The sequence below is a fragment of the Spirosoma agri genome, assembly GCF_010747415.1.
Lineage (GTDB): Bacteria > Bacteroidota > Bacteroidia > Cytophagales > Spirosomataceae > Spirosoma > Spirosoma agri.
Map to the genome: position 1 here is coordinate 84119 of NZ_JAAGNZ010000005.1, position 19701 is coordinate 103819.

The following is a 19701-nucleotide window of genomic DNA, read 5'->3' on the forward strand; positions in this document are numbered from 1 at the left end:
GTACATTGATAAAGTCGTAGTTAAACGTGCCGGTGCCCGTAGCGTGATGGACGTGAATAATCGTATGAGATTCTTCCTGCTTTTTTGTGTCGGTGTCTGGACTTTCTTGCCTGCCTTTTCCCAGGCTGTTCCATCGAACGTGTATGCCTACTCGCCGTCCCCCGGTAAACAGGCTGGCTACCAAGAGCAAACCTTACTGGAAGGGACTACCCGCGATTTTTCTCACTTCATTGTTCAGGCGATAACCATAGGAACTGACCAGCCCGCTCAATCCACCCAACAGTTCGACGAAGAGGTGGTGCTGCTTATTAGAGCGGGAGAGTTGACGCTTACATTAGGAAACAAGCACAAGACCCTGGGACCCGGTAGTTTGGTATTGATCATGCCCGGTGATGACTACCGCGTAGACAATCAGGCTACCCAACCCCTTACTTATTACCAGATGCGATATACCTCCAACGAAATGCCGGATTTGGATTTATATCGGCTGCTGGGTGGCTCGTTCTGGGTCGATTGGCAGGATATCGCGTCGAACACAGATTCAAAAGGGAGTAACCGGCGGCTGGTTCCCTATCCCACGGTGATGAGCAACCGGATTGCGATGCAGCTTACCACAGTCAACCCCGGCTTGGGTAAAGAGCCACCCCAGACGCACCGATCGGCAGAACTACTACTCGTTCTGGACCATCCGGTCGAAGCTCATCTTGGGGGTACGATGAAAAAGGCACAGGCAGGGGATCTAATCTTTATTGAATCGGAGATAGCGCGCGCCATTTACCCTGGCAGCGCACAAGGATGCACCTACCTGTCATTTCAGTTTTAATGCTTGGACGCTACTCGTAGCGTGACCACTAAGGCCTATCGTCTTAATCGGCAGTGGTTTGTAACGATGACATCGATCATTTACCAATCAGCCAATCCTTTCTTGGGTAAGCGCTACTTACGTCCGGATTCCGATCCGTTTGTCTTAGGGCTGCCGACAAGCGGGCCTATAGCTTTGTTTAAAATTTAGTATTATTGGAAAAATTTTACCTGCGACGTTCGCGTGAAGAAGGCAATATCGATTGGTCTGTTTGGCTTGCTCCTGCATCACATTCTGGCATACGTGCTGGTGTGCGTAGGAACATGGTGGCAGGCTGAACACGATCTTTCCCAGCGGCTACAGGTATACCGCTCCGTCGATAGCCTTGTCGAGTTTCAGATTCCGCTCAAAGACAAACCCGATGCCAGCGCGATTACGAGTACGACGTCGGATGGGTTTACGTACCGGGGGCAGTATTATTCGGTTGTGAGCATGACCGTTCATGGGGATACGCTGTTCATTTCCGGCCTCCAGACGAGTGGTGATTCGTTCTGGCAAAGTGATTTGCTCTCGTTCATGCAGGAGCACGTGACCGGTGCCAGCGACTCGCCCAGTAAAGCCAATACGCTGCTGAAATTTTTGCTCAAAGAGTACTCGCCTGCCCCGCGAATTGCTTTTTGTTTCCAGTCGCGTGGTTGGCTTGCCGCTATTCGGATTCCCGAAAAACCGGTTCTATTCGATCAATTAGCCCAGCGGGTTTCGTCTCCACCGCCCAGGTCCTGACGTGGATTTTCTGTCCATCCTCCTACCTCTCATAGCTATTCAGGTGAACGATTCCTTCAATCGTTTTCGCTGTTTCCTGGGCGCTATTTTATAGCCCGGCAACAGTTTGTGTCTCCTAATTACTATCGAACCCGTTGGTCGCGGGTCGTTACCAAACCGTGTAACGAGACCTGCCCAATCTTCCTATTGTTTTACATCATGCCACATATTCCTCTACCGGACCATTTGCCGGGTATTACGGGCCTGCTCGAATACCGGCTTGATACGGCCATGCCCATTCGGGAACTGACCCAATTACTACTGCGGGGTGAATCGACCCTGTCACAAGGCGAACGCGAACTGATTGCCGCCCTGGTGTCGTCGCGCAACGAGACCAATTTCTGCAATGCCGCCCACACGAAAGCCGCCGATATGCTGCTCGGCGATGATACGACAGCAGCTGCGGTAAAAACCGACATCGAGACCGCTCCCGTGAGCGAGAAAATGAAAGCCCTGCTCCAAATTGCCGCCCTGACGCAGCGGTCGGGTCTGGCCGTCACGCCCGAAGCCGTTGCCCGTGCGCAGGCGGCTGGCGCCACCGATCGCGAGATCCATGACACCGTACTCCTGGCCGCGCTGTTTTGCCTGTACAACAAATACGTGGACGGCATGGCGACGGTGACTCCCACCGATCCGGCTTATTACGAGGTGCTCGGTGACCGCATCGTGAATCGGGGCTATAACCGTCCACCGGGCGGTCATCCGGCTCCACAATCCACATCCAATCAGTCATAAACAACTCACTGCGTACAGTTTCTGCCTTCGCCAATAGTTTCTGTAGATACTGGGAGGGGGACTGTGCCGTCATTTTGACGCATTTCTACCTCATGAATATAAAGAAATATGCCTTGCTTTTCGCAGGGCTCTGGCTCGTTAGTACCTTAACGTTTGCCCAATCCGTTAACATAACCGGCTCTGTAATGGACCTCGTTAATCATAAGCCGCTGGTCAACGCAACGGTTACCCTGACTGGTCAACGGTTGGGTGCGGTCACCGATAATGATGGGAAGTTCAGCATCCAGACTAACCGAGCAGGGGCACTCACGCTACGTATCTCGATGGTTGGCTACGAACCCCAAACGGTTTTGGTGACGAATAGTAACGCTCCCCTTGTCATTCATCTGAACCCGTCGGTCAGTGATTTGGATGAAGTGGTCGTGGGCGCATCCCGCGTGGAAGAGCGGCTGGTCAGAGCACCGGTCACAATCGAGAAAATGGACGCCCGCAACATTCGCGAAACGCCGTCCGCTTCGTTTTACGAGGGGATCAATAACGTGAAGGGCGTCGACATGGTCACGAGTGGGTTGACTTATCGGCAGATCAACACGCGGGGCTTTGCCAGCACGGGCAATAGCCGGTTTCTGCAACTCATCGACGGGGTTGACAATCAACCCGCCGGGTTCGGCTTTTCGGTCGGCAACATGTTCGGACTGAGCGATCTGGATGCCGAGAGCGTGGAGTTGGTGCCCGGTGCGGCTTCGGCGCTGTATGGTCCGGCGGCTTTCAATGGCGCATTACTGATGACGAGCAAAGATCCGTTCACGCACCAGGGACTGAGCGTTCAGGCCAAAGTAGGTGTGAATCATTTGAATGACCGGAACACGGGAGCCGCCATGTACAACGATCATGCCATTCGGTATGCCAAAGCATTCAATAACAAGTTCGCGTTTAAGCTGAACGCATCGTATATGTGGGGGCTCGATTGGTTTGCCACCGATTACAACGATGTGAACCAGGCTACTCCAACCGACCAGCGGGGGGCGCAGAATCCGGCCCGGAACGGCCTCAATATCTACGGTGATGAGGTGGTCAGGACCCTGACGAATGCGGGGCAAGTCTCGCGGACGGGGTATCTGGAGAAAGATCTGACCGATTACAACGTCTATAGCCTGAAGCTGAATGGGGCGCTCCACTACCGGATTACGCCGGGTTTAGAAGCGATTTACGCGTTCAACTACGCCAAAGGAACCGCCAATTATACAGGCTCTAATCGGTTCTCGGTCAACGGATTTTCACTTACCCAACACCGGCTGGAATTACGCGGAAAGCAGTTCTTCGTGCGCTGGTACAGCAACGCCGAAGACTCGCATAATTCCTACAATACGCGGTCGCTGGGGCAGCAGATCAACCGAACGTGGGTGCGCGACCTAAATGGCAACGTCGTCACACCCGATAAAGCCGATGACACATGGTTCAGCCGGTACGCAGCCGCTTATGGTGGCACAATTCCGAACGTGAGTGGCAACGACCAGACGGCTGCCCGAACCTTCGCCGATCAGGGACGATTGCTGCCCGGTACGGCCGAGTACGAAGCGCAGAAAAATCGGCTGACGGCCATTCAGGGGCTGGCTGGCGCGGGTATTCTGAGCCAGACCAGTATGTGGCACGCTGATGGCCAGTACAACCTGACATCGGCGCTCAATAATGTCGCGGACGTGTTGGTTGGCGGTAATTTCCGGCAGTACAGTCTGTTCACGAACGGTACGCTTTCGACGATAAAGGCGGGCGGATTCTGTACCACGAATACGGCGCGTTCGCGCAGATCAGCAAGGCGATACTGGCCGATAAGCTAAAACTAACGGTATTGGGCCGGTACGATAAGAACCAGAATTTCGCCGGGTATTTTACGCCCCGGGCCTCGGCGGTCTACTCAGTCACCGACCGGCACCATTTCCGGGCGAGTTACCAGACGGGTTTCCGGAACCCTACGCCGTCCGACCAGTTTATCAAACTCAACGTGGGGCCGATCACGATTCTGGGGGGCGCACCCAGTAACAGCACGGGCATGAACGTCTACGAAAATTCGTACACAGCCGCCAGCGTGAATCAGTTTGGTGCTGGTTTCGGGGCCGATGTCGGCAAAGTCGGGCCGCAACAGGCGGTGCTGAACAACAAAGACAAGTTGCAGAAATCGAACGTGCCATACATTGCGCCCGAACGGGTCAATAGTTTTGAGGTCGGTTATCGCGGCTTGTTAAGCAGTAATCTGTCGGTCGATGCCAACTACTACTACGGCGTTTATACCAACTTCATTCTCAACTCCGTGGTGCTACGTCCGGAAAGCCCGGTGCTGGGTTCGGATGGTAAACCCAATGCCGCAGCCGCGCAGGATATTCTGAGCGGGCGGGTTCAGGCGTTTCAACTGTATACTAACGCCCCCGACAAGGTCTCATCGCAGGGGACCACGCTCGGTCTGACCTACCGGACACCGGGCGGCTACCAGATCGGGACCAACGGTACGTGGTCGGCCTTCAACATCCGCAACGCTGATCCCAACAACGTAGCCGCTTTCAATACACCCCGTTTCAAGACCAACGTCACGCTCGGCCACCGCAGTCTTTTGCCCAATGTTGGTTTTAACGTTTCGTGGCACTGGCAGGAAAGCTTCGACTGGGTAAGTTCGTTTAATGCGCTCATTCCCGGACGCGTACCGGCCTATCACCTCCTCGATGCACAGGTCAACTACCGGGTATCCTCACTCAACACGGTCGTGAAACTCGGTGCCAATAACCTGACCAACCAGTATGTGGTGCAGGCCTATGGCTCTCCGGCGGTGGGTGGGCTTTATTATGTGTCACTTGTGTTTAATTAAAGAGTGAAAGAGCGAATGAGTGGCTGGCGCATACAACGCTCTTTCACTCTTCCACTCTTTGGCCACTCTTTCACTCGTTAAAAATGGAAGCAACATTAATCAAACCCCAAATCCTGCCCGCCAACTGGTTCGCCTTTGGGCTGTGTGCACTGTCGTATTTGCTGGGCGGAACGGCCTCTACGCTCATGGCGACGTTTCTACCGGTTGCCATACCGGAATTGGTAGGTCAGTCAGTTTCTGAAGCCCAATTAGGCGAAATCGGCGCTTACATCAGCGCGGCTTTTCTGTACGGCTGGACAGTCGGCGGACTCGTGTTCGGCCTGGTCGCGGATCGGATTGGGCGGGCGCGGGCCGTCGCGTTCGTTACGTTTCTTTACGGCGTGTCTATGCTGTGTACGGTTTTCGCGCCTACCTGGCCGGTGCTGCTCGTTTGTCGATTTCTAACGGGCGCGGGCGTGGGTGGCGTGTTGCTGCTTACTACCGTTTATCTATCTGAAATCTGGCCCTCAACGAGTCGGGCGGTCGTGCTGGGCATTCTGGCCGTCATGTTTCCGGTGGGCATCGTGGCAACGGGCGGACTCAACGCCGGGCTGGTTCCCTGGCGACAGGCGTTCTGGCTGGGCCTGATTCCGGTACTGGTGGCTCTGCTGATGTTCGTGCGTCTACCTGAATCGGATAACTGGGTACAGCAACGCCAGCAATCGAACCCCGACAAGGCATGGACAGCTGACGACCGGGCCAACCTGCTGACCGGCGTATTGATTTTCGGGGCGGTATTGATCGGGCTGTGGGGTACGTTTTCCTGGATTCCGACCTGGGTGCAGTCGCTGCTACCCGCCGGTCAGACGGGCGGGCGCGAACGGGGACTGACCATGATGCTGCTCGGCATGGGCGGCATTATCGGTGGTATGGTATCGGGCGTCCTGATCGGGCGACTCGGTTCGCGGACAACGCTTTTGCTGACCTTCGCGGGCTGTGCGGGCGGCTGTGCGCTGCTGTTTCTCTCGAACCGCCAGTTTTCGCCGATCATCTATGCCGAAACGGCTTTTGTTGCCTTGTTCTTCGGTATTAGTCAGGGGGCATTGTCGAGCATTATCCCGGCGTTGTTTTCTGTTCGGATTCGCGCAACGGCGGCTGGCATCAGCTTCAACATCGGTCGTTTTTTTACGGCAACGTCGGTGTTTTTCGTCGGTACGATGGTCGCGGGGTTGGGTGGTTTCGGCAACGCGTTGCTCCTGTTTTCTATCGCCTTTCTGATTGCCTGGGTGGCTGTTTTTGTGCGATACAGGCCTGTTTCTTAGTAAATAGTATGAAGTGTACAGTTTTTTTTCGACAGGATTTACAGGATTTATTTTGCTAATAATTTTTTCAATACGTCCTGTGAATCCTGTCAAAAAATAGTAAGCCAACCATTTTTCATTCCAAAACGAGAACGTTGCAAATGCCATATATTCAACTCAATAACGACGCGCCGGGTATTCGCAGTCTGGTTATGTACCGGCCCGACACGGGTAAACCACTTTATGAACTAGTACAGGCGTTACTTCGCGCCGGTTCACCCGACAGCACATTGTCCGATGCCGAGCGCGAACTGATTGCGGCCTATGTGTCGAGCCGGAACCGCACGGCTTTCTGTATGAACAGCCACGCTGCGGCCTCCCGCTATCTTTTTGGCGAACAGGCATCGGTTGTCGATCAGGCACTGCAAAATCCGGAAACGGCACCCATCTCGTCCAAACTTCGGGCTCTGCTCACGATTGCCGAACGCGTAACGGCTGATGCGCGTACGGTGACGGACGATGTGGTGGCAGCTGCCCGAACGGAAGGCGCGACCGATGGCGATATTCACGACACGGTGCTCATTGCCGCTTCGTTTTCGATGTACAACCGCTATGTGGATGGCCTTGCCACGCTGACGCCCGACGACCCGGCTGCCTACGCGGCCATGGGCGAGCGCATGGGAAAGATAGGCTACGCCTTACCCAAACCAAACTAAACCCAAACGAATACTATGCCTCACATTGATTTTTTGCCCGGTTTGCCGGGTATTCGCGGCCCGATGGCGTTTAGTTCCGAAACGGCCCGCCCCCTTAATGATCTGGTCAACGTACTGCTTCGCGCGAATGCAAACCATCCTGATTCAACCCTCAGCGAAGGCGAGCGGGAACTGATTGCCACGTATGTATCCGCTCAAAACGATTGTTTTTTCTGCCAGACCATTCACGGGGCCGTAGCCAGTCACCACCTGGGCGATACTGACTGGTCGCTGGTGCGGTCGGTGAAACAGGACTATGTCCAGGCCGCTATTTCGGATAAACTAAAGGCTTTATTAACCATTGCCGGAAGCGTACAGCAAGGCGGCAAGCAAGTCACAACTGAGCAGATTGACAGGGCCCGCGCCGAAGGAGCCACCGACCGCGATATTCACGATACGGTGTTGATTGCGGCTGCGTTCTGCATGTTCAACCGGTATGTCGATGGGCTGAACACCTGGGCGCCTGACGATCCGGAATTATATCGGTATCGGGCGCAGAAAGTAGCTGAATACGGCTACACCCACGATGATCATTATATGCCGCCACGTTAAGGCTCGTTTGTCGATAGTGCCATGCACAGTAGATTCTCTCTTGCCTGGAGAGGTACGTGTGTCGTTGTGCTGAGCCCGTTATCGTAGACTGACTTTCAAGCTACGATAACGGGCTCATTTATTCGCTTGGCATGTCAGCGACTTCAGTTACCTCGAAGCGGGATTTGACGCAAACAACGGTTTTACGTCCGGAACATGGCCGTAGCCGAACAAGATCAGAATGGCCTTATCGGTAGGACGAACAGCCCGCAGGCTATTGGTGTCGATGTGCAGGTTTGTGCTGTATTGGTTAGCCGCCATAAGTGTCCTTTCGGGGACTGATAATACTGGCTGTTGACCTCGCTTTCCCTTTTCGCCGGTACTTCGATACAGATTTGACCCGGGGCAAACGCACGTAGTGCACGAGTCAACTTAGTCACTACTGTTGCTTGCCTCTTGATTGGACAGGAATCGAATGCGGACTAAAGTGCCCTTCCCCGGAGCGCTTTCAATATCCATGCTGGCCCGCAGTAATTCACAGAGCTTCTTGACAATAAACAACCCTAGTCCTTCACTTTCCTTCTGATGGCTGGCCGATGGGCTTTTAAGGGATTCGGTCGTCGGTGGTTCCTGAAGCGGATACTCACCGGGTCCGCCGGATTGATGAGTGCTACTGGGTTGGCTGAGTGGTCTTAACTGTTCCGCTAACAGACTAGTCGGGCTGTTAGGGGTATAGCCAGTGCCCGAATCCTGTACACTCAGAATCCAGCGGGTCTCGTTTTCCTGAGCCCAGGACACATATACCCACCCCGACTTGGTATATTTGATGGCATTGTAAAGCAAGTTTTGTAAAATACGCTGGACCTTGATGGCATCACTGCGTACCGGCAGGGTATCAGGCCCATCGCCTTGCAATACAAAATTATGGGGATCGACCAGGGGTTGGGCCAGATCAACGCATTCCCGTACCAGAGTCGCGGCATCAAATTCACTGACATCCACCTTCTCCTGACCCGCTTCGATCCGGGCATAATCGGTCAGCTGAAGCAGCATACCGCGAATAGAGGCCAGATTACGGTTCAGCATGTCCACAAACTGAACTCGCTCTTTCTCCGTGTTGGGCAGCTGAAGCAGATTGGCCGCACCCATCAGAATACCGAAACTGGAGCGCAAATCATGCGAATTCTGGCGTAGGTGATCACCTTGTTGTTTACTCAGCTGCTGAAGTTTGTCGAGCGATTCTTGCAGACTGTTGGCTTGTTCGGCTGCGTTGGTCTGGCGCAGTTGATCGTAGTAGAGCACACTCCCGCGTTTGCTTTCGGCTTCCAACTCAAATACCTGCCGATAGATCAGGGAGAGCGAATCCCCGGTAAGTTGTCTATGTTGTTGCTGAAAGGCCCGCACTTCGTCGAGGATGATCCAGTATAGATGCTCTAACTCCGTCAGCAGTTCGGGCAGTGAATAGCCCCGTTGCCAGCGGTGAAGGCCATGTTCGCCTGCCCTGGAAAGCGGATCTGATTCTTCGATTTCTCCCCGTAAGCGTTGAGCTAAAATATTGAGCAAGGCAGGTACCTGATCATTAAATTCTTCGCGGGCGAAACCCATCTTGCTGTTCAGACTTTGGTCTTGCTGGCAGCGCGTACGCCATAGATTGAGGATAGATTCCCGGCGCATATCCAGATTATCAGCGAGCAGATGGATTAGTTTTTCAGACTTAGAGTGAGCCATCGCACAGGGGTGATTGGGTGAGGGGCTAGCTTAATATAGTGCAATATCAACAACTCTGCTCAATAAGTGGAGTCTTTGACGCATGAATCGATCATCCTGATAATAAACGCTAAACGTGTAGCGACCTACGACGCGGAGAGGCAGGCCGGACCTATGTCGTAAACTAGTTACTCAACACCGCCAAATGGGACAGGACCCGTATCGTGCGTTACTTTTTGGGTCGCTTGTGATACGTCAACTGAACGGATAAGCACTTCCGTTGATGTATCGCGAGCCGGGTTTCATTGGAGGCTGTCTTGGTTGCGCTCCGAATCCTCACCCAACTAACGCGCTCATCGCCAGCGCGTGTTAAACAGCTTTGATGATCTGTTTTCTAAGAAGTAGCACAGGGCCCGGCACTTGTCGGGCCTTTGTGTCGTGTGCCGTTAGCGCATCGCTTTATCGCATTCTGCGTCGATTGGGTTAGAGTCACAAGTGCCCTTCGTGAAGCATGGTAGATAGAGACAACAGGGCCTGACTCAATTAGTCGGGCTTTTGTTGGCCGCTGAGCCTTCCCACAGCAGGTAACACTGAAACGTCAATACAGCTACAGCTGATGTGAATCGGTTTCGTCTTTTCATTACTTTCCATTTACTCAGTATTATCCTCCGTTAACTAAACTTAGTTGAACTAGTAGCCATATACGTCACATACTTGTATCTTGTACCAACTTAACCGTATGCGCGTATGCTCCTGCTAATCGTTACGCTAGATGACCAGGGACACGATAGACCCTTTTCCTGTAAGGTTCCCCAATTGGAGGCTGCTTTCGAGGTGCTCAGTGCAATTGCCGCAGCTGGGGACGTGGTAGTAAGCGTTGATCTGCTCGATAACGGACAGCACATACCTCTGCCAGCCGAAGCCTTCGACGGTGAGCCAATCCGACCCCATATTGAAAAGCTTGAAGAAGACTGGAAAGCCCTTTTGAACAAGCCGGTCAGTTCACACGCTATACACCAGCAGATCCTCACTAACTTTTCCTGGCGGCTACGTGAAACGTATCAGACTCGAATCAGTTGGCTTGAACAGGCCATCGCACAAACAGAGTCCCGTATTCAACGAATGCCCCGAACGGCTCACTGGGATTCCTGCTACGTTCGCCTTGAGATGCAATTAACATTGTACCGCTGTCAACTCGAGCAGGCGCAGGCTGGACTGCATAATTTTTGCCAGCGATGGTCTTCCTATATCGTCTATTCGTAAGCTAAAGAACGAAGTTTTATACCTCCGTTGCGATTACATCCATCCAGCCAGCTTCGTAAGTTGGTTCAGCTTGCATCGCTAAATCCGTCAAAATGGTTGTCGGTATGGATCAAGTGCCTAGTTTTCATGGAGTATTTCCTTCGGGTGTCTGCGCCTTTCCCGTTATGGAGTGGTTCAGAGCGACTACTGCCGGATGGATAAAAGGTAAGCGAAGCTGCTCGTTAAGGGAGTACGTCTGTCGCTGAACCAAGGCATGAATGTTACGAATGCGCTCCACTGCCTCACTTGATACGTAACGTTAGCTTCGTTCTGACTGGATTGGTCAAAAACGGGTTATCTTTACATTACTGACAATTCTGTTGATTGTCAGTGGTTTTCGCCTGGTTGCCTAGTTGGGACAATTCCTCCGGACGGACCGCACCTGCCGAACGTAGTGAGTAGGTTTAACCAGGTTACCATGATTCTCTTTTCTGATGAGGCATCGGCTTCGTTAGTTCAACTAGCCGTTTACCTGTCCGCCCGACGCGAGGCCCTGCTCAATAACTGGCGGACAGCTTGTGAGACTGATCCCACCCTGAAAGTCGTCGCCAGCCTGAGCCGCGAGGAGTTTAATAACAAAGTACCCTTCATGCTCAATGTGTTCCAGCAGCAGCTTCGGGGGCAGGTTCAAGAAGCCCCGATCAGCTTATTAGCCGCTGAACATGGCCTCCACCGCTGGCAAAAGGGGTATGCTTTGGCTGAATTGTCGGCCGAGATGTTGCATCTGAGCAACCTCTTGCTTGCCGAATTACGCTTGTTCTGGCAAGACTACCTTACCACCAATTCCACGGTTATACCCGATGCCTATGAACACTTTTTCGAGTTTGTTAATCAAATCAACACCGGGAGTGTAGGTCAGTATGCTGATCTACAACGCATCAATGCGTCCAGTCGGGTCGAAACCCTGGAAAAAGCCCTGACTGAGTTGAATGAGGTTGGTCGGCAACGGGCTGATTTACTGCGCCATTCCTCCCATGACCTGCGGGGTAGTTTTGGGGCCATTCAGGGAGCGGCTTCCTTATTGAAGTTGTCGATCGACTCTCAGGAACAGCGGGAACAGATGCTGTCCATGTTGCTGCGTAACCTGACCAATTGCCGTTCGCTGGTCACTCAGTTGATGGACTTAGCCCGGCTGGAAGCGGGGCAGGAAGTGCTCAACATCCAGTCCGTCGATATAGGCCAGTTACTGACCAACCTGGTGGCAGATTACCAGCCTCTGGCGGCTGAGCGGGGGCTCTTGCTCAATGCGGACGGTCCGGTTGGCCTGTCGATTGAGAGCGATCCGGTTCAGCTTCAGCGCATCATCCAAAATCTGGTGCTCAATGCCATCAAGCACACCCCTGCCGGATTCGTATCGATTTCGTGGAGTCGGGAAAAGGATTCTCGCTGGATCGTTAGTGTGCAGGATTCGGGACCGGGCTTGCCTACGGCTGCGAAAGGGGGTTCTTTTCCCCAACTATTAGCCCCTTCTTCGGAATCCACCGCGGCCTTTGGGCTGGAAAATGCGCAGGATGATGCTCGGCAGGCGGCTACGATACAAGCATCCCGCTCTGCCCTGGCACACAAAGGGGAAGGCATTGGTTTATCCATCGTCAAGGGGTTGTGTGAGCTGTTGCGGGCTCAGCTGGAGATCGAAAGCAAACCGGGTGAAGGCACCTTGTTTCGGATCCGGCTGGCAATTCATTGGCAGCCCTAGGAGGATTTTGCGTGTTTTTCGCTCGTCCGGTTTAAAGATTCCCAACTGCACCATCCAAGGGTAGCACGCCCTGTTCCCACCAGAACTGGCGCAAACTCTGAGCCAGACTCAGCCAATTGTTAATAGTCTGGGGCTTTACGATGTAATAGCTAGCCCCCTGGTGATAGGCCTGCCGTACGTCGCCTTCATCGACCGAAGAGCTCATCACCAGAATGGGAATCTGCTGCTGGTTGAGGAGTAGCATCCGAATGTCTTTTACCAGACCAAAACCCGCTTCACTTTGTGGCAAGTACAGATCCTGAAGGATCAACTTGGGTAAACCAGTGCCATTGGCCATGGAATCGGTGAGGTAGGCGATGGCCTCCTTTCGGTTGGCGCATCGATCCAGGGTCACATCGGGAAAGTACTTGGACAGACTAAAGCGGACCAGAGTCCAGATGTCCTCCTGATCTTCCACCACTAGTAATGTCGCCTGCTGGAAGTTGTACTGGCGTATAGCCAGATAGCTGGTATTGGTTAGCTGAGCGGTGTCGAGTGAATCCATAATCATCCCATTGAGTGGTTAATAAACCCTGGTCTCACTTGAGGGGCGCTTACATGTAGAGAATACAATTGCTCAAGCCAAAAAGTCTTAACGAGCCTATTCGGGCGTTGTTCAGCTATAGTCTATAAAACAAGCATTCGGATTTGATGCCTAACGATGAGCACTAGAATGCGAACGGCTAAAGTGGCCGACAATAGCTCATTACTCGGTTAATTTAGGTGTTAACCGGGCGATCGACCTGCTTTCCTACCAGGACTGTACTCTGATTGTACGCGAAACAGATGAACATAAACGACCCGTTGTCCGGCCGGAAGTGCTGTGGATACACCTTGCTTGATCGTCATCGGACTGGCTATTGGAACAAACACGAATTTAGTTTTTAACGCTTTTTACTTGCACCGTATAGTCGAGGGGTTAGACGAAGAATACCCGGATTACTACACAAATGGGTAAAACATCCCACAATTCAATAGCAGATGCATACAATGAAAGGTCGCCAATTATCTGATTATTAACGATATGTGATTGTGTTATATTTTTTGGCATGAAATTTAGTCCGTAAAAGTTGTTGTCCATTCACAAGCATCTTAAACGTACACACGATCATGGAATTCAAATTAGGCAAAAAGTCAGGCGGGTATGTTACAGCGAAAACGTACAGTGCAGGTGTATTAACGGGTCTCATTGTCGGGCTGACAGTCGGAATGCTGTTTGCCCCGCGTTCTGGCAAGAAAACACGCAGACGTATCAAAGACACGTTAGCTGACCAGACAAAAGAAATCCAGAACCAGTGGGATAAGGCGACATCAGAAATTCAAAACCAGTGGGACAAAACAACATCCCAGGCGAAAGATGCCGTCGATACGATCAAAGGCAAGATCAGTTAATTGAATACGAAAAAGCCGTACGCTTATTTATTTCGAGCGTTATAAGTACTACAAAGCTGGTTCAATGACTGGCTAACTCTCTCAACGATATGAAAAGAATCCCCAGTCTACTAAGGCTGGGGATTCGCTTTTTATAGGGTCAACGGGTATCAGTTGTCTGAGCGAACAAATCCTTCTTAACAGAACTAGCGGCACAAGCCTATGGATCAGCTAGTCTGTATCACCAATTTTAATGAACTGCGTCGAGCAATTGTTGCATCGGTAGGCTTTAACGGTCATGACAACAGCCAGTGTTTTGGCTAGTGCGGAGCGGGGAACGCGGTCGGGATGCGCTTCCCCACAATGGGGACATTTTCTGGAAAACGAAACGTGGCGTATCAAATAAAAGACACCAAAAATTAACCATAACACGCCAATGACGGCTAATGCATATACTAAATTCATGGCTGTTCAAATTAGGCAGTATCCTCTAATTTAATCGAAGCCAACTGTAACTCGCTGATTAGTAGTGATGAATTAATTAACCGGCATACCCTGAAACAGGAATGTGTGAAGAGTGAAAAAAAATAGCCGTTTTATCTAGTTTATGAGCTTAACGGGTAGTAACCTGTTCTGATAACCTGGTTTAATAGCCGCTAGGCAAGACGGAACGAGAATAATAGAGCGACAGGTCATGAATTGGTAATCCTCAACACTCATCAACTCGTTTGACGCATCGATGAATCCGGGTCATGACGAAGCCGACTGATCTACGGTCGGTTTTGTTATGAATTATACTATCGTAATTCAACAACGGTGTGAAGTCAGTAAGGAATCATTGTCAGGTATGTATCAACTAAAGAAGCCGGGAGCGACGGAAAGGAACGCTGAAAAGAGAAAGGACCGCTCCAGTAGAACGGCCCATTCTGTTTATCCTCTCTTTAATCTAACCCTATGTTTCACTGATATCAACAATGTTAACAAAAGTAAACATTAAATTATCTAAATAAAGAAAACGAGTACATATTTATTGGCCGGTATAGTGGTTACAGACTGAAACCGGTAAGTGTCAATTCGTTTATCTGTTTACTCGATTAATGCAGTACGTAAACAGAGCCCTGGCGTTGACCGGGCGTTACTTTATTGCGCTGGCTTAATCGATAGTCAATATGCCAGGCATACACGCCCGTTGGGCAGGCAACTCCCTGAACATACCCGTCCCATTGAAAAGGAGGGGTCGTCGTCGTGAAAATTAACTCACCCCAGCGGTTGAAAACAGAAAGGGATTGAATCGAAATGTCCCCACACCCATACGCAGAGAACGTATCATTCGAACCGTCGCCATTGGGTGTGAATGAATCGGGGGTGTACAGAACGCAGTCACAGGCACCGTAAGAGATCACGATAGAATCCGTAACCGTTGCGCACTCATTACGTACTGTTGCGCGAAAAACGCCAGAGTTTGTCACGGTTCGGGATTGCTCTGCAAATAGATCTTGCCAGGCAAACTGGCCTTTTGCGACTGTTGGCTGGATCGTAAATCGCTCCGCTCCACAAAGCTCTATGTCCTGGCCCAGGTCTAGCTGGGGTGGTTCCGTGTACCGGACTTGAATGCTGTCGGTGACGGTGCAATTCGCTTGCGTGACCCTGACGGTGTAGCGGCCAGCCTGTGATACGGGAAAGGTATTCAACGACGAACCATTCTGCCAGGAATAGGTCGATGAAGCACTGGACGGAACGCTTAACGTAAGTGTCTGACCGGTACATAGGGTCGTGTCAGGACCCAGATTAAAATCGAGACTATAGTTAATCGAAATCGTATCATACAAAATTTTACAGGGCGTCGTGACCTTTACGGAATAAGTGCCTGCTTTCGTTACCAAGAGAGTCGGAGATATAGTGCCGTCGTTCCAGAGGTAGTCTATAGCGCCGGGGGTTTTGGCGCTGAGCGAATACGTACTCGCACGGCCGCAAAGGGTCGTGTCCCGGCCCAGATCAAGCTTGACCGGCAAAAGGGATACGTCGTCGATGAAGAGATAATAGAACCCTAACTGCGGGGGCGACTTGAAGAAACTGCCGATGGTGACATATTTCTCTCCTCCCTTGGCGGTAATGCTGCCCGATACCCGTTGCCACCGTAACGCCGGGGTGTTAGCCGTGAGCTGACTCTCGATAAACTGCGGATTAACCGCAAATAATTCGGTTGTGGTCGTTGTGACGGGTTGTGTTGAGAAATAAGCGCCAAGCGTTTGGGGAAGCAGTTTATTCGGCGTTTCCAAAGCCACATACATTTCGAACGAGTAGCATTGGTTTGCTTCCAGTGGCTTCAGCAGCGGTACGGCCATGTATTCAGACCAGCCTCTATCCAGAAATAAGTGTGCCAGTCCCTGTCCTGTGTGGGGTGACAATGCCATCTGGCCGCTTTTAAAGCATTCGTGGTAAAAGTCAGGCGTAGCCCGGCTAGGGTTATACCAGGGCACCGCTTCGCTAAGAAGGTTATCCTGCTGAGGACACTGAGCGTATTGTTCAAAGCTTCCGTTTGGTACAAGATTTTGCCCGTTCGCCTGGATGCAGAACAGGGCTAAAGCCAGAATCAGAAGCCAGGTAGATTGTCGTGCCATTCGTAGTATGTGCTGCACTTATCATTCGGTTGCGGTACTATTGCCGAAAAAAATTTTACTTATAGATGACTAAAGTACGCATATTAACGGAATATGGGAAATTCGCACTGGTGGTTCTATAGTAGTGAAACGGATACTTAATTCATCTCGTCGATCTACGTAGGTGTTGGTTAGTTGGCTGATAGAGTGTGGATTAGGGAACCGGTTAATAAATTTAGGTAAAAACAGTTCTTTGCTAAATCAATAGAGTCGTCATATATCTCTTAGGATAAATTTATATTATAAAAATATTATTTTGTATTAATGGTAGAATTATCTGGTAAATAAGAATTTCATATTATGACTAACATATACATATGAAAACGTACTTAGTGATACCCGCTAGATGACATAAGCAATCCGGTTTATATTTGCTACGATAAACACTACGTATCCTATTTGATAAGTCCTTTACTCACTTCTCATGAAAAAGGCTGAATTAGCCGATGAACAACTGGTAAAGATTTACCAGGATACCAACGCTGACGATTCGTTTGAGATGCTCTACAATCGTTATGTCGGTAAGGTATACCAAAAGTGTCTGTCGATAACGAAAGATTCGGAATCGGCTCACGACTACACGCAGGATATTTTTATCAAGGTATTCAGTAAGCTGGATACGTTTCAGAACCGGTCGGCATTTTCTACCTGGTTATACTCCGTTTCTCATCACTACTGCCTGGATCAGTTACGGTTAAACAAGCGAATGACCACCGAGTCGTTGTCGGATGAGATTACGAATAATCTATCCGAACCCGATGCGAATGTGTCGGTTGATAATCAGATGCAGACTTTGGAACGGGTTATGAGTGATTTGTCCGAGGATGAAGTGAAGTTACTACGGCTCAAACACGAGCAAGGGCTGTCTATACGAGAAATTAGTTTGCAGTATAGTATTTCGGAAAGCGCGGTCAAAATGCGTTTGAAACGAACACGCGATAAGCTACAGGAACTATACATACATTATTATTGACGCATATGACTTGCCCAACGTGGCGTCAGTACGCTATCGGCTATTGGCCGATATAAAAGCAGTCTCCACCGAGGCTGCTTTTGTGTTATTGGGCCTGACTCAATGATTACGATGCCTTACGGAGCTGCTGTTGGTCGGGAATACCCACTTCAATTCGGTGAATGAATCCCAATCGCTAATTTCCTGCGACATTACCGGTGGAAACGTGTTTAGATGCGAAACGCATGGAATAACATACACCCAATTAATGTCAACGACTATGGCAGATGCACCAGTTCAGTTTCAACCCGGCGATCAAGTGACGCTGTTAGAGGGCGGATCACCAATGACCGTAACAGCGGTCAAAGACGACGGCCAGACGATCACTTGCGAAAACAGCAATGAGGACAAGCCCAGTACCCAGGACTATGACGCTACCAAACTGACAAAGTTGACCAGCGGTCATGAGCTAGGCGCAAAAGCCTAGTGATTCAGGACAAAAAAGCGTCAGTTCTTGCAGAGCTGACGCTTTTTTTGCGGTAACCTCTTTTCCCGCAGGAAGGCTACGACCCACTGGCAGAATGAGACAACCGGATAAGTGGGGCAGTCAGAAATAACGGATATGGGAGGGTTTTGTCCACGTGTGCCTGGTGCTCCTTAATAAAAAACATCGGCCTCAACGTGAGCCGATGTTTTTGTCTATAACACATTTGATTTCTTTCAGCATCTCTGTCGGGATACCTTATCAACGATACGCTGGTAATTGAGCGATCGTTGCAAGACAAGGCGTACCCTCATGTCAGGCAACGTACTTGCTCCTTGACGGGAAGTTCAGCTGTAGCCGCATTATAGCCTTACGATTTTCCAGCCGCGCTACAGTATGATCTGGACGTATATGTGTCACCAAAATGCTATTATCTTCGCTTTACTCCTTGTATAATGTTTTAAAAATTTATTTATTGATACTTAAAGTTACTATTTTAGGCAATCCGTTTTTATTGGTTGCAAGTATATATAGGTAACTAAATGACTGATCTACACCTCGATTATGATGAAAAAATATGTACTACTCTGTATAGTGCTGATCGCGTCCGTAAGTTGTACGGACTGGTTTCAACCGTTACCATTACCACAAAACGCCCGGAATTTTCGACTTATATCAACGTGCAATGTAGCCTCTGTCGTTACATCAGACGATTTCGAAGAGGCTACATTGCCTTTCTATTTTGACAACCAGGCTAGTGTCAAATCCGATATTTCCTTCAGCAATGAGCAGCGCAGAGCCGGAAACAGTTCATTGAAGTTTAGCTTGACCAGTCTGAATCGTAAGCCGGCGCCCAATAATTACGTAACCAAATCAGAAGTATCGATGTATCGGAGTGATACCGATACAACCGAGGTATGGTATGGCTTTAGTCTGTTTATGCCTGGGTCAAGCATGAAAAATGACGCTTATCCAATTCTGTTCATGCAATGGCATGCCAATTATCAGGGCTACCCAGGCGGATTCTCGTATCGGATTCCCATCATTTTCATGACCATTCAGCCTAACAACACCATTCAGGTAATTTACGGCTCTGCTTCAGAAGCACCAACTGCCTGGAGCCAGCTTTCTAGTAACCGATCAACGGCAAAAACTGTTGGGAAGGTGGTCTTCGACGAATGGGTCGATTATGTTGTTCACATCCGATTTGCCCCGACAACGAATAAGGGCATTCTGCAAATGTGGCAGAACGGAACGCAACTTCTCAATGACAGGAATATGCCTCTAGGCTACAAAAATGGCAAGCCTTACTGGAAGTTTGGTCTTAACTGTTTCACCGGGAGTGCCTCTCATACGGACAAAGCCCTATACGTCGATCAGCTACGTTACGGCAATCAGGATGCCTGCTACGATGCTGTGGCACCAAGCGGGACAGATGGGCTGTTCAAGCCGATGAAATAACGAACTTGCACAAAAGTAAAAACGCCGACTTCATGATGAGTCGGCGTTTCTATATTCCACCAAGTAAAGAAAGCAATTTACTAAAAGACAGTCCATCGCTAACTTGTCAACTACTTTTTAATGACAACTTAATCGGCGATTTGGTATGGTACACTATCTGGAATTTACGCCGAATGCAATAGCAGGCTAATGAGTGAGTAATGCACAGCGATTGCTGTCTAACGGTAGTGGCAAAAACGGCCTGATA

At 50.5% G+C, this 19701-nt stretch carries 19 protein-coding genes; 14 read left to right on the forward strand and 5 right to left on the reverse strand.

Annotated features, from left to right (window positions below; translation table 11 throughout):
• The first annotated feature begins 64 nt into the window (after positions 1 to 64).
• From GK091_RS26700 to GK091_RS26730, 8 genes are all read left to right on the forward strand, one after another.
• Positions 65 to 823, forward strand: coding sequence for a cupin (locus tag GK091_RS26700; RefSeq protein ID WP_164043795.1), 759 nt, complete (start codon positions 65 to 67; stop codon positions 821 to 823).
• A gap of 222 nt (positions 824 to 1045) precedes the next feature.
• Positions 1046 to 1585: a hypothetical protein gene (locus GK091_RS26705; RefSeq protein ID WP_164043796.1), complete on the forward strand. Its 540-nt coding sequence runs from the start codon at positions 1046 to 1048 to the stop codon at positions 1583 to 1585.
• A 198-nt stretch (positions 1586 to 1783) separates the two neighbouring features.
• On the forward strand, positions 1784 to 2359 hold the full coding sequence (locus GK091_RS26710; RefSeq protein ID WP_164043797.1) for a carboxymuconolactone decarboxylase family protein: 576 nt from the start codon (positions 1784 to 1786) through the stop codon (positions 2357 to 2359).
• Positions 2360 to 2451: 92 nt separating this feature from the next.
• Complete coding sequence (locus tag GK091_RS29755; RefSeq protein WP_246202440.1) at positions 2452 to 4197, forward strand: carboxypeptidase-like regulatory domain-containing protein; 1746 nt, start codon at positions 2452 to 2454, stop codon at positions 4195 to 4197.
• Positions 4182 to 5216 (forward strand): TonB-dependent receptor domain-containing protein, encoded by a 1035-nt coding sequence (locus tag GK091_RS29760; protein ID WP_246202443.1) that lies wholly within the window; start codon positions 4182 to 4184, stop codon positions 5214 to 5216. Before GK091_RS29755 ends, GK091_RS29760 begins: the two co-directional genes overlap by 16 nt.
• A gap of 83 nt (positions 5217 to 5299) precedes the next feature.
• Positions 5300 to 6517, forward strand: coding sequence for an MFS transporter (locus tag GK091_RS26720; protein ID WP_164043798.1), 1218 nt, complete (start codon positions 5300 to 5302; stop codon positions 6515 to 6517).
• Between the two features lie 140 nt (positions 6518 to 6657).
• The gene (locus GK091_RS26725) at positions 6658 to 7212 is read left to right on the forward strand and encodes a carboxymuconolactone decarboxylase family protein (RefSeq protein WP_164043799.1); all 555 of its coding nucleotides are present in this window, start codon (positions 6658 to 6660) and stop codon (positions 7210 to 7212) included.
• A 15-nt stretch (positions 7213 to 7227) separates the two neighbouring features.
• Positions 7228 to 7803, forward strand: a complete 576-nt coding sequence (locus GK091_RS26730; protein ID WP_164043800.1) for a carboxymuconolactone decarboxylase family protein — start codon at positions 7228 to 7230, stop codon at positions 7801 to 7803.
• Between the two features lie 147 nt (positions 7804 to 7950).
• Here the strand turns inward: GK091_RS26730 and GK091_RS26735 are convergent, their stop codons facing one another.
• On the reverse strand, positions 7951 to 8103 hold the full coding sequence (locus GK091_RS26735) for a hypothetical protein (RefSeq protein WP_164043801.1): 153 nt from the start codon (positions 8101 to 8103) through the stop codon (positions 7951 to 7953).
• 111 nt (positions 8104 to 8214) lie between these two features.
• Positions 8215 to 9510, reverse strand: coding sequence for a sensor histidine kinase (locus tag GK091_RS26740; RefSeq protein WP_164043802.1), 1296 nt, complete (start codon positions 9508 to 9510; stop codon positions 8215 to 8217).
• 726 nt (positions 9511 to 10236) lie between these two features.
• Here GK091_RS26740 and GK091_RS26745 point away from each other — a divergent pair.
• Together GK091_RS26745 and GK091_RS26750 are read left to right on the forward strand one after the other, a co-directional pair.
• A complete protein-coding gene (locus GK091_RS26745) occupies positions 10237 to 10752 on the forward strand; it encodes a hypothetical protein (RefSeq protein WP_164043803.1) in 516 nt (171 codons plus the stop codon).
• Positions 10753 to 11209: 457 nt separating this feature from the next.
• The gene (locus GK091_RS26750; protein ID WP_164043804.1) at positions 11210 to 12487 is read left to right on the forward strand and encodes a sensor histidine kinase; all 1278 of its coding nucleotides are present in this window, start codon (positions 11210 to 11212) and stop codon (positions 12485 to 12487) included.
• 31 nt (positions 12488 to 12518) lie between these two features.
• Here the strand turns inward: GK091_RS26750 and GK091_RS26755 are convergent, their stop codons facing one another.
• Positions 12519 to 13031 carry a response regulator gene (locus GK091_RS26755; RefSeq protein WP_164043805.1) on the reverse strand — a complete coding sequence of 171 codons (513 nt, stop codon included), beginning with the start codon at positions 13029 to 13031 and terminating at the stop codon, positions 12519 to 12521.
• A gap of 605 nt (positions 13032 to 13636) precedes the next feature.
• Between GK091_RS26755 and GK091_RS26760 the strand changes: the two genes are divergently transcribed.
• Positions 13637 to 13918, forward strand: coding sequence for a YtxH domain-containing protein (locus GK091_RS26760; protein WP_164043806.1), 282 nt, complete (start codon positions 13637 to 13639; stop codon positions 13916 to 13918).
• Positions 13919 to 14128: 210 nt separating this feature from the next.
• Here the strand turns inward: GK091_RS26760 and GK091_RS26765 are convergent, their stop codons facing one another.
• Positions 14129 to 14362, reverse strand: coding sequence for a hypothetical protein (locus GK091_RS26765; protein ID WP_164043807.1), 234 nt, complete (start codon positions 14360 to 14362; stop codon positions 14129 to 14131).
• Positions 14363 to 14991: 629 nt separating this feature from the next.
• The gene (locus tag GK091_RS26770) at positions 14992 to 16518 is read right to left on the reverse strand and encodes a gliding motility-associated C-terminal domain-containing protein (RefSeq protein ID WP_164043808.1); all 1527 of its coding nucleotides are present in this window, start codon (positions 16516 to 16518) and stop codon (positions 14992 to 14994) included.
• Positions 16519 to 16981: 463 nt separating this feature from the next.
• Here GK091_RS26770 and GK091_RS26775 point away from each other — a divergent pair, with 463 nt between their 5' ends.
• The 3 genes from GK091_RS26775 to GK091_RS26785 all read left to right on the forward strand — a co-directional run bounded on the left by GK091_RS26775 (position 16982) and on the right by GK091_RS26785 (position 19454).
• Positions 16982 to 17530: an RNA polymerase sigma factor gene (locus tag GK091_RS26775; RefSeq protein ID WP_164043809.1), complete on the forward strand. Its 549-nt coding sequence runs from the start codon at positions 16982 to 16984 to the stop codon at positions 17528 to 17530.
• A 259-nt stretch (positions 17531 to 17789) separates the two neighbouring features.
• Positions 17790 to 17996, forward strand: coding sequence for a hypothetical protein (locus GK091_RS26780; protein WP_164043810.1), 207 nt, complete (start codon positions 17790 to 17792; stop codon positions 17994 to 17996).
• 561 nt (positions 17997 to 18557) lie between these two features.
• Positions 18558 to 19454, forward strand: coding sequence for a heparin lyase I family protein (locus GK091_RS26785; RefSeq protein ID WP_164043811.1), 897 nt, complete (start codon positions 18558 to 18560; stop codon positions 19452 to 19454).
• Positions 19455 to 19701 lie beyond the last annotated feature (247 nt).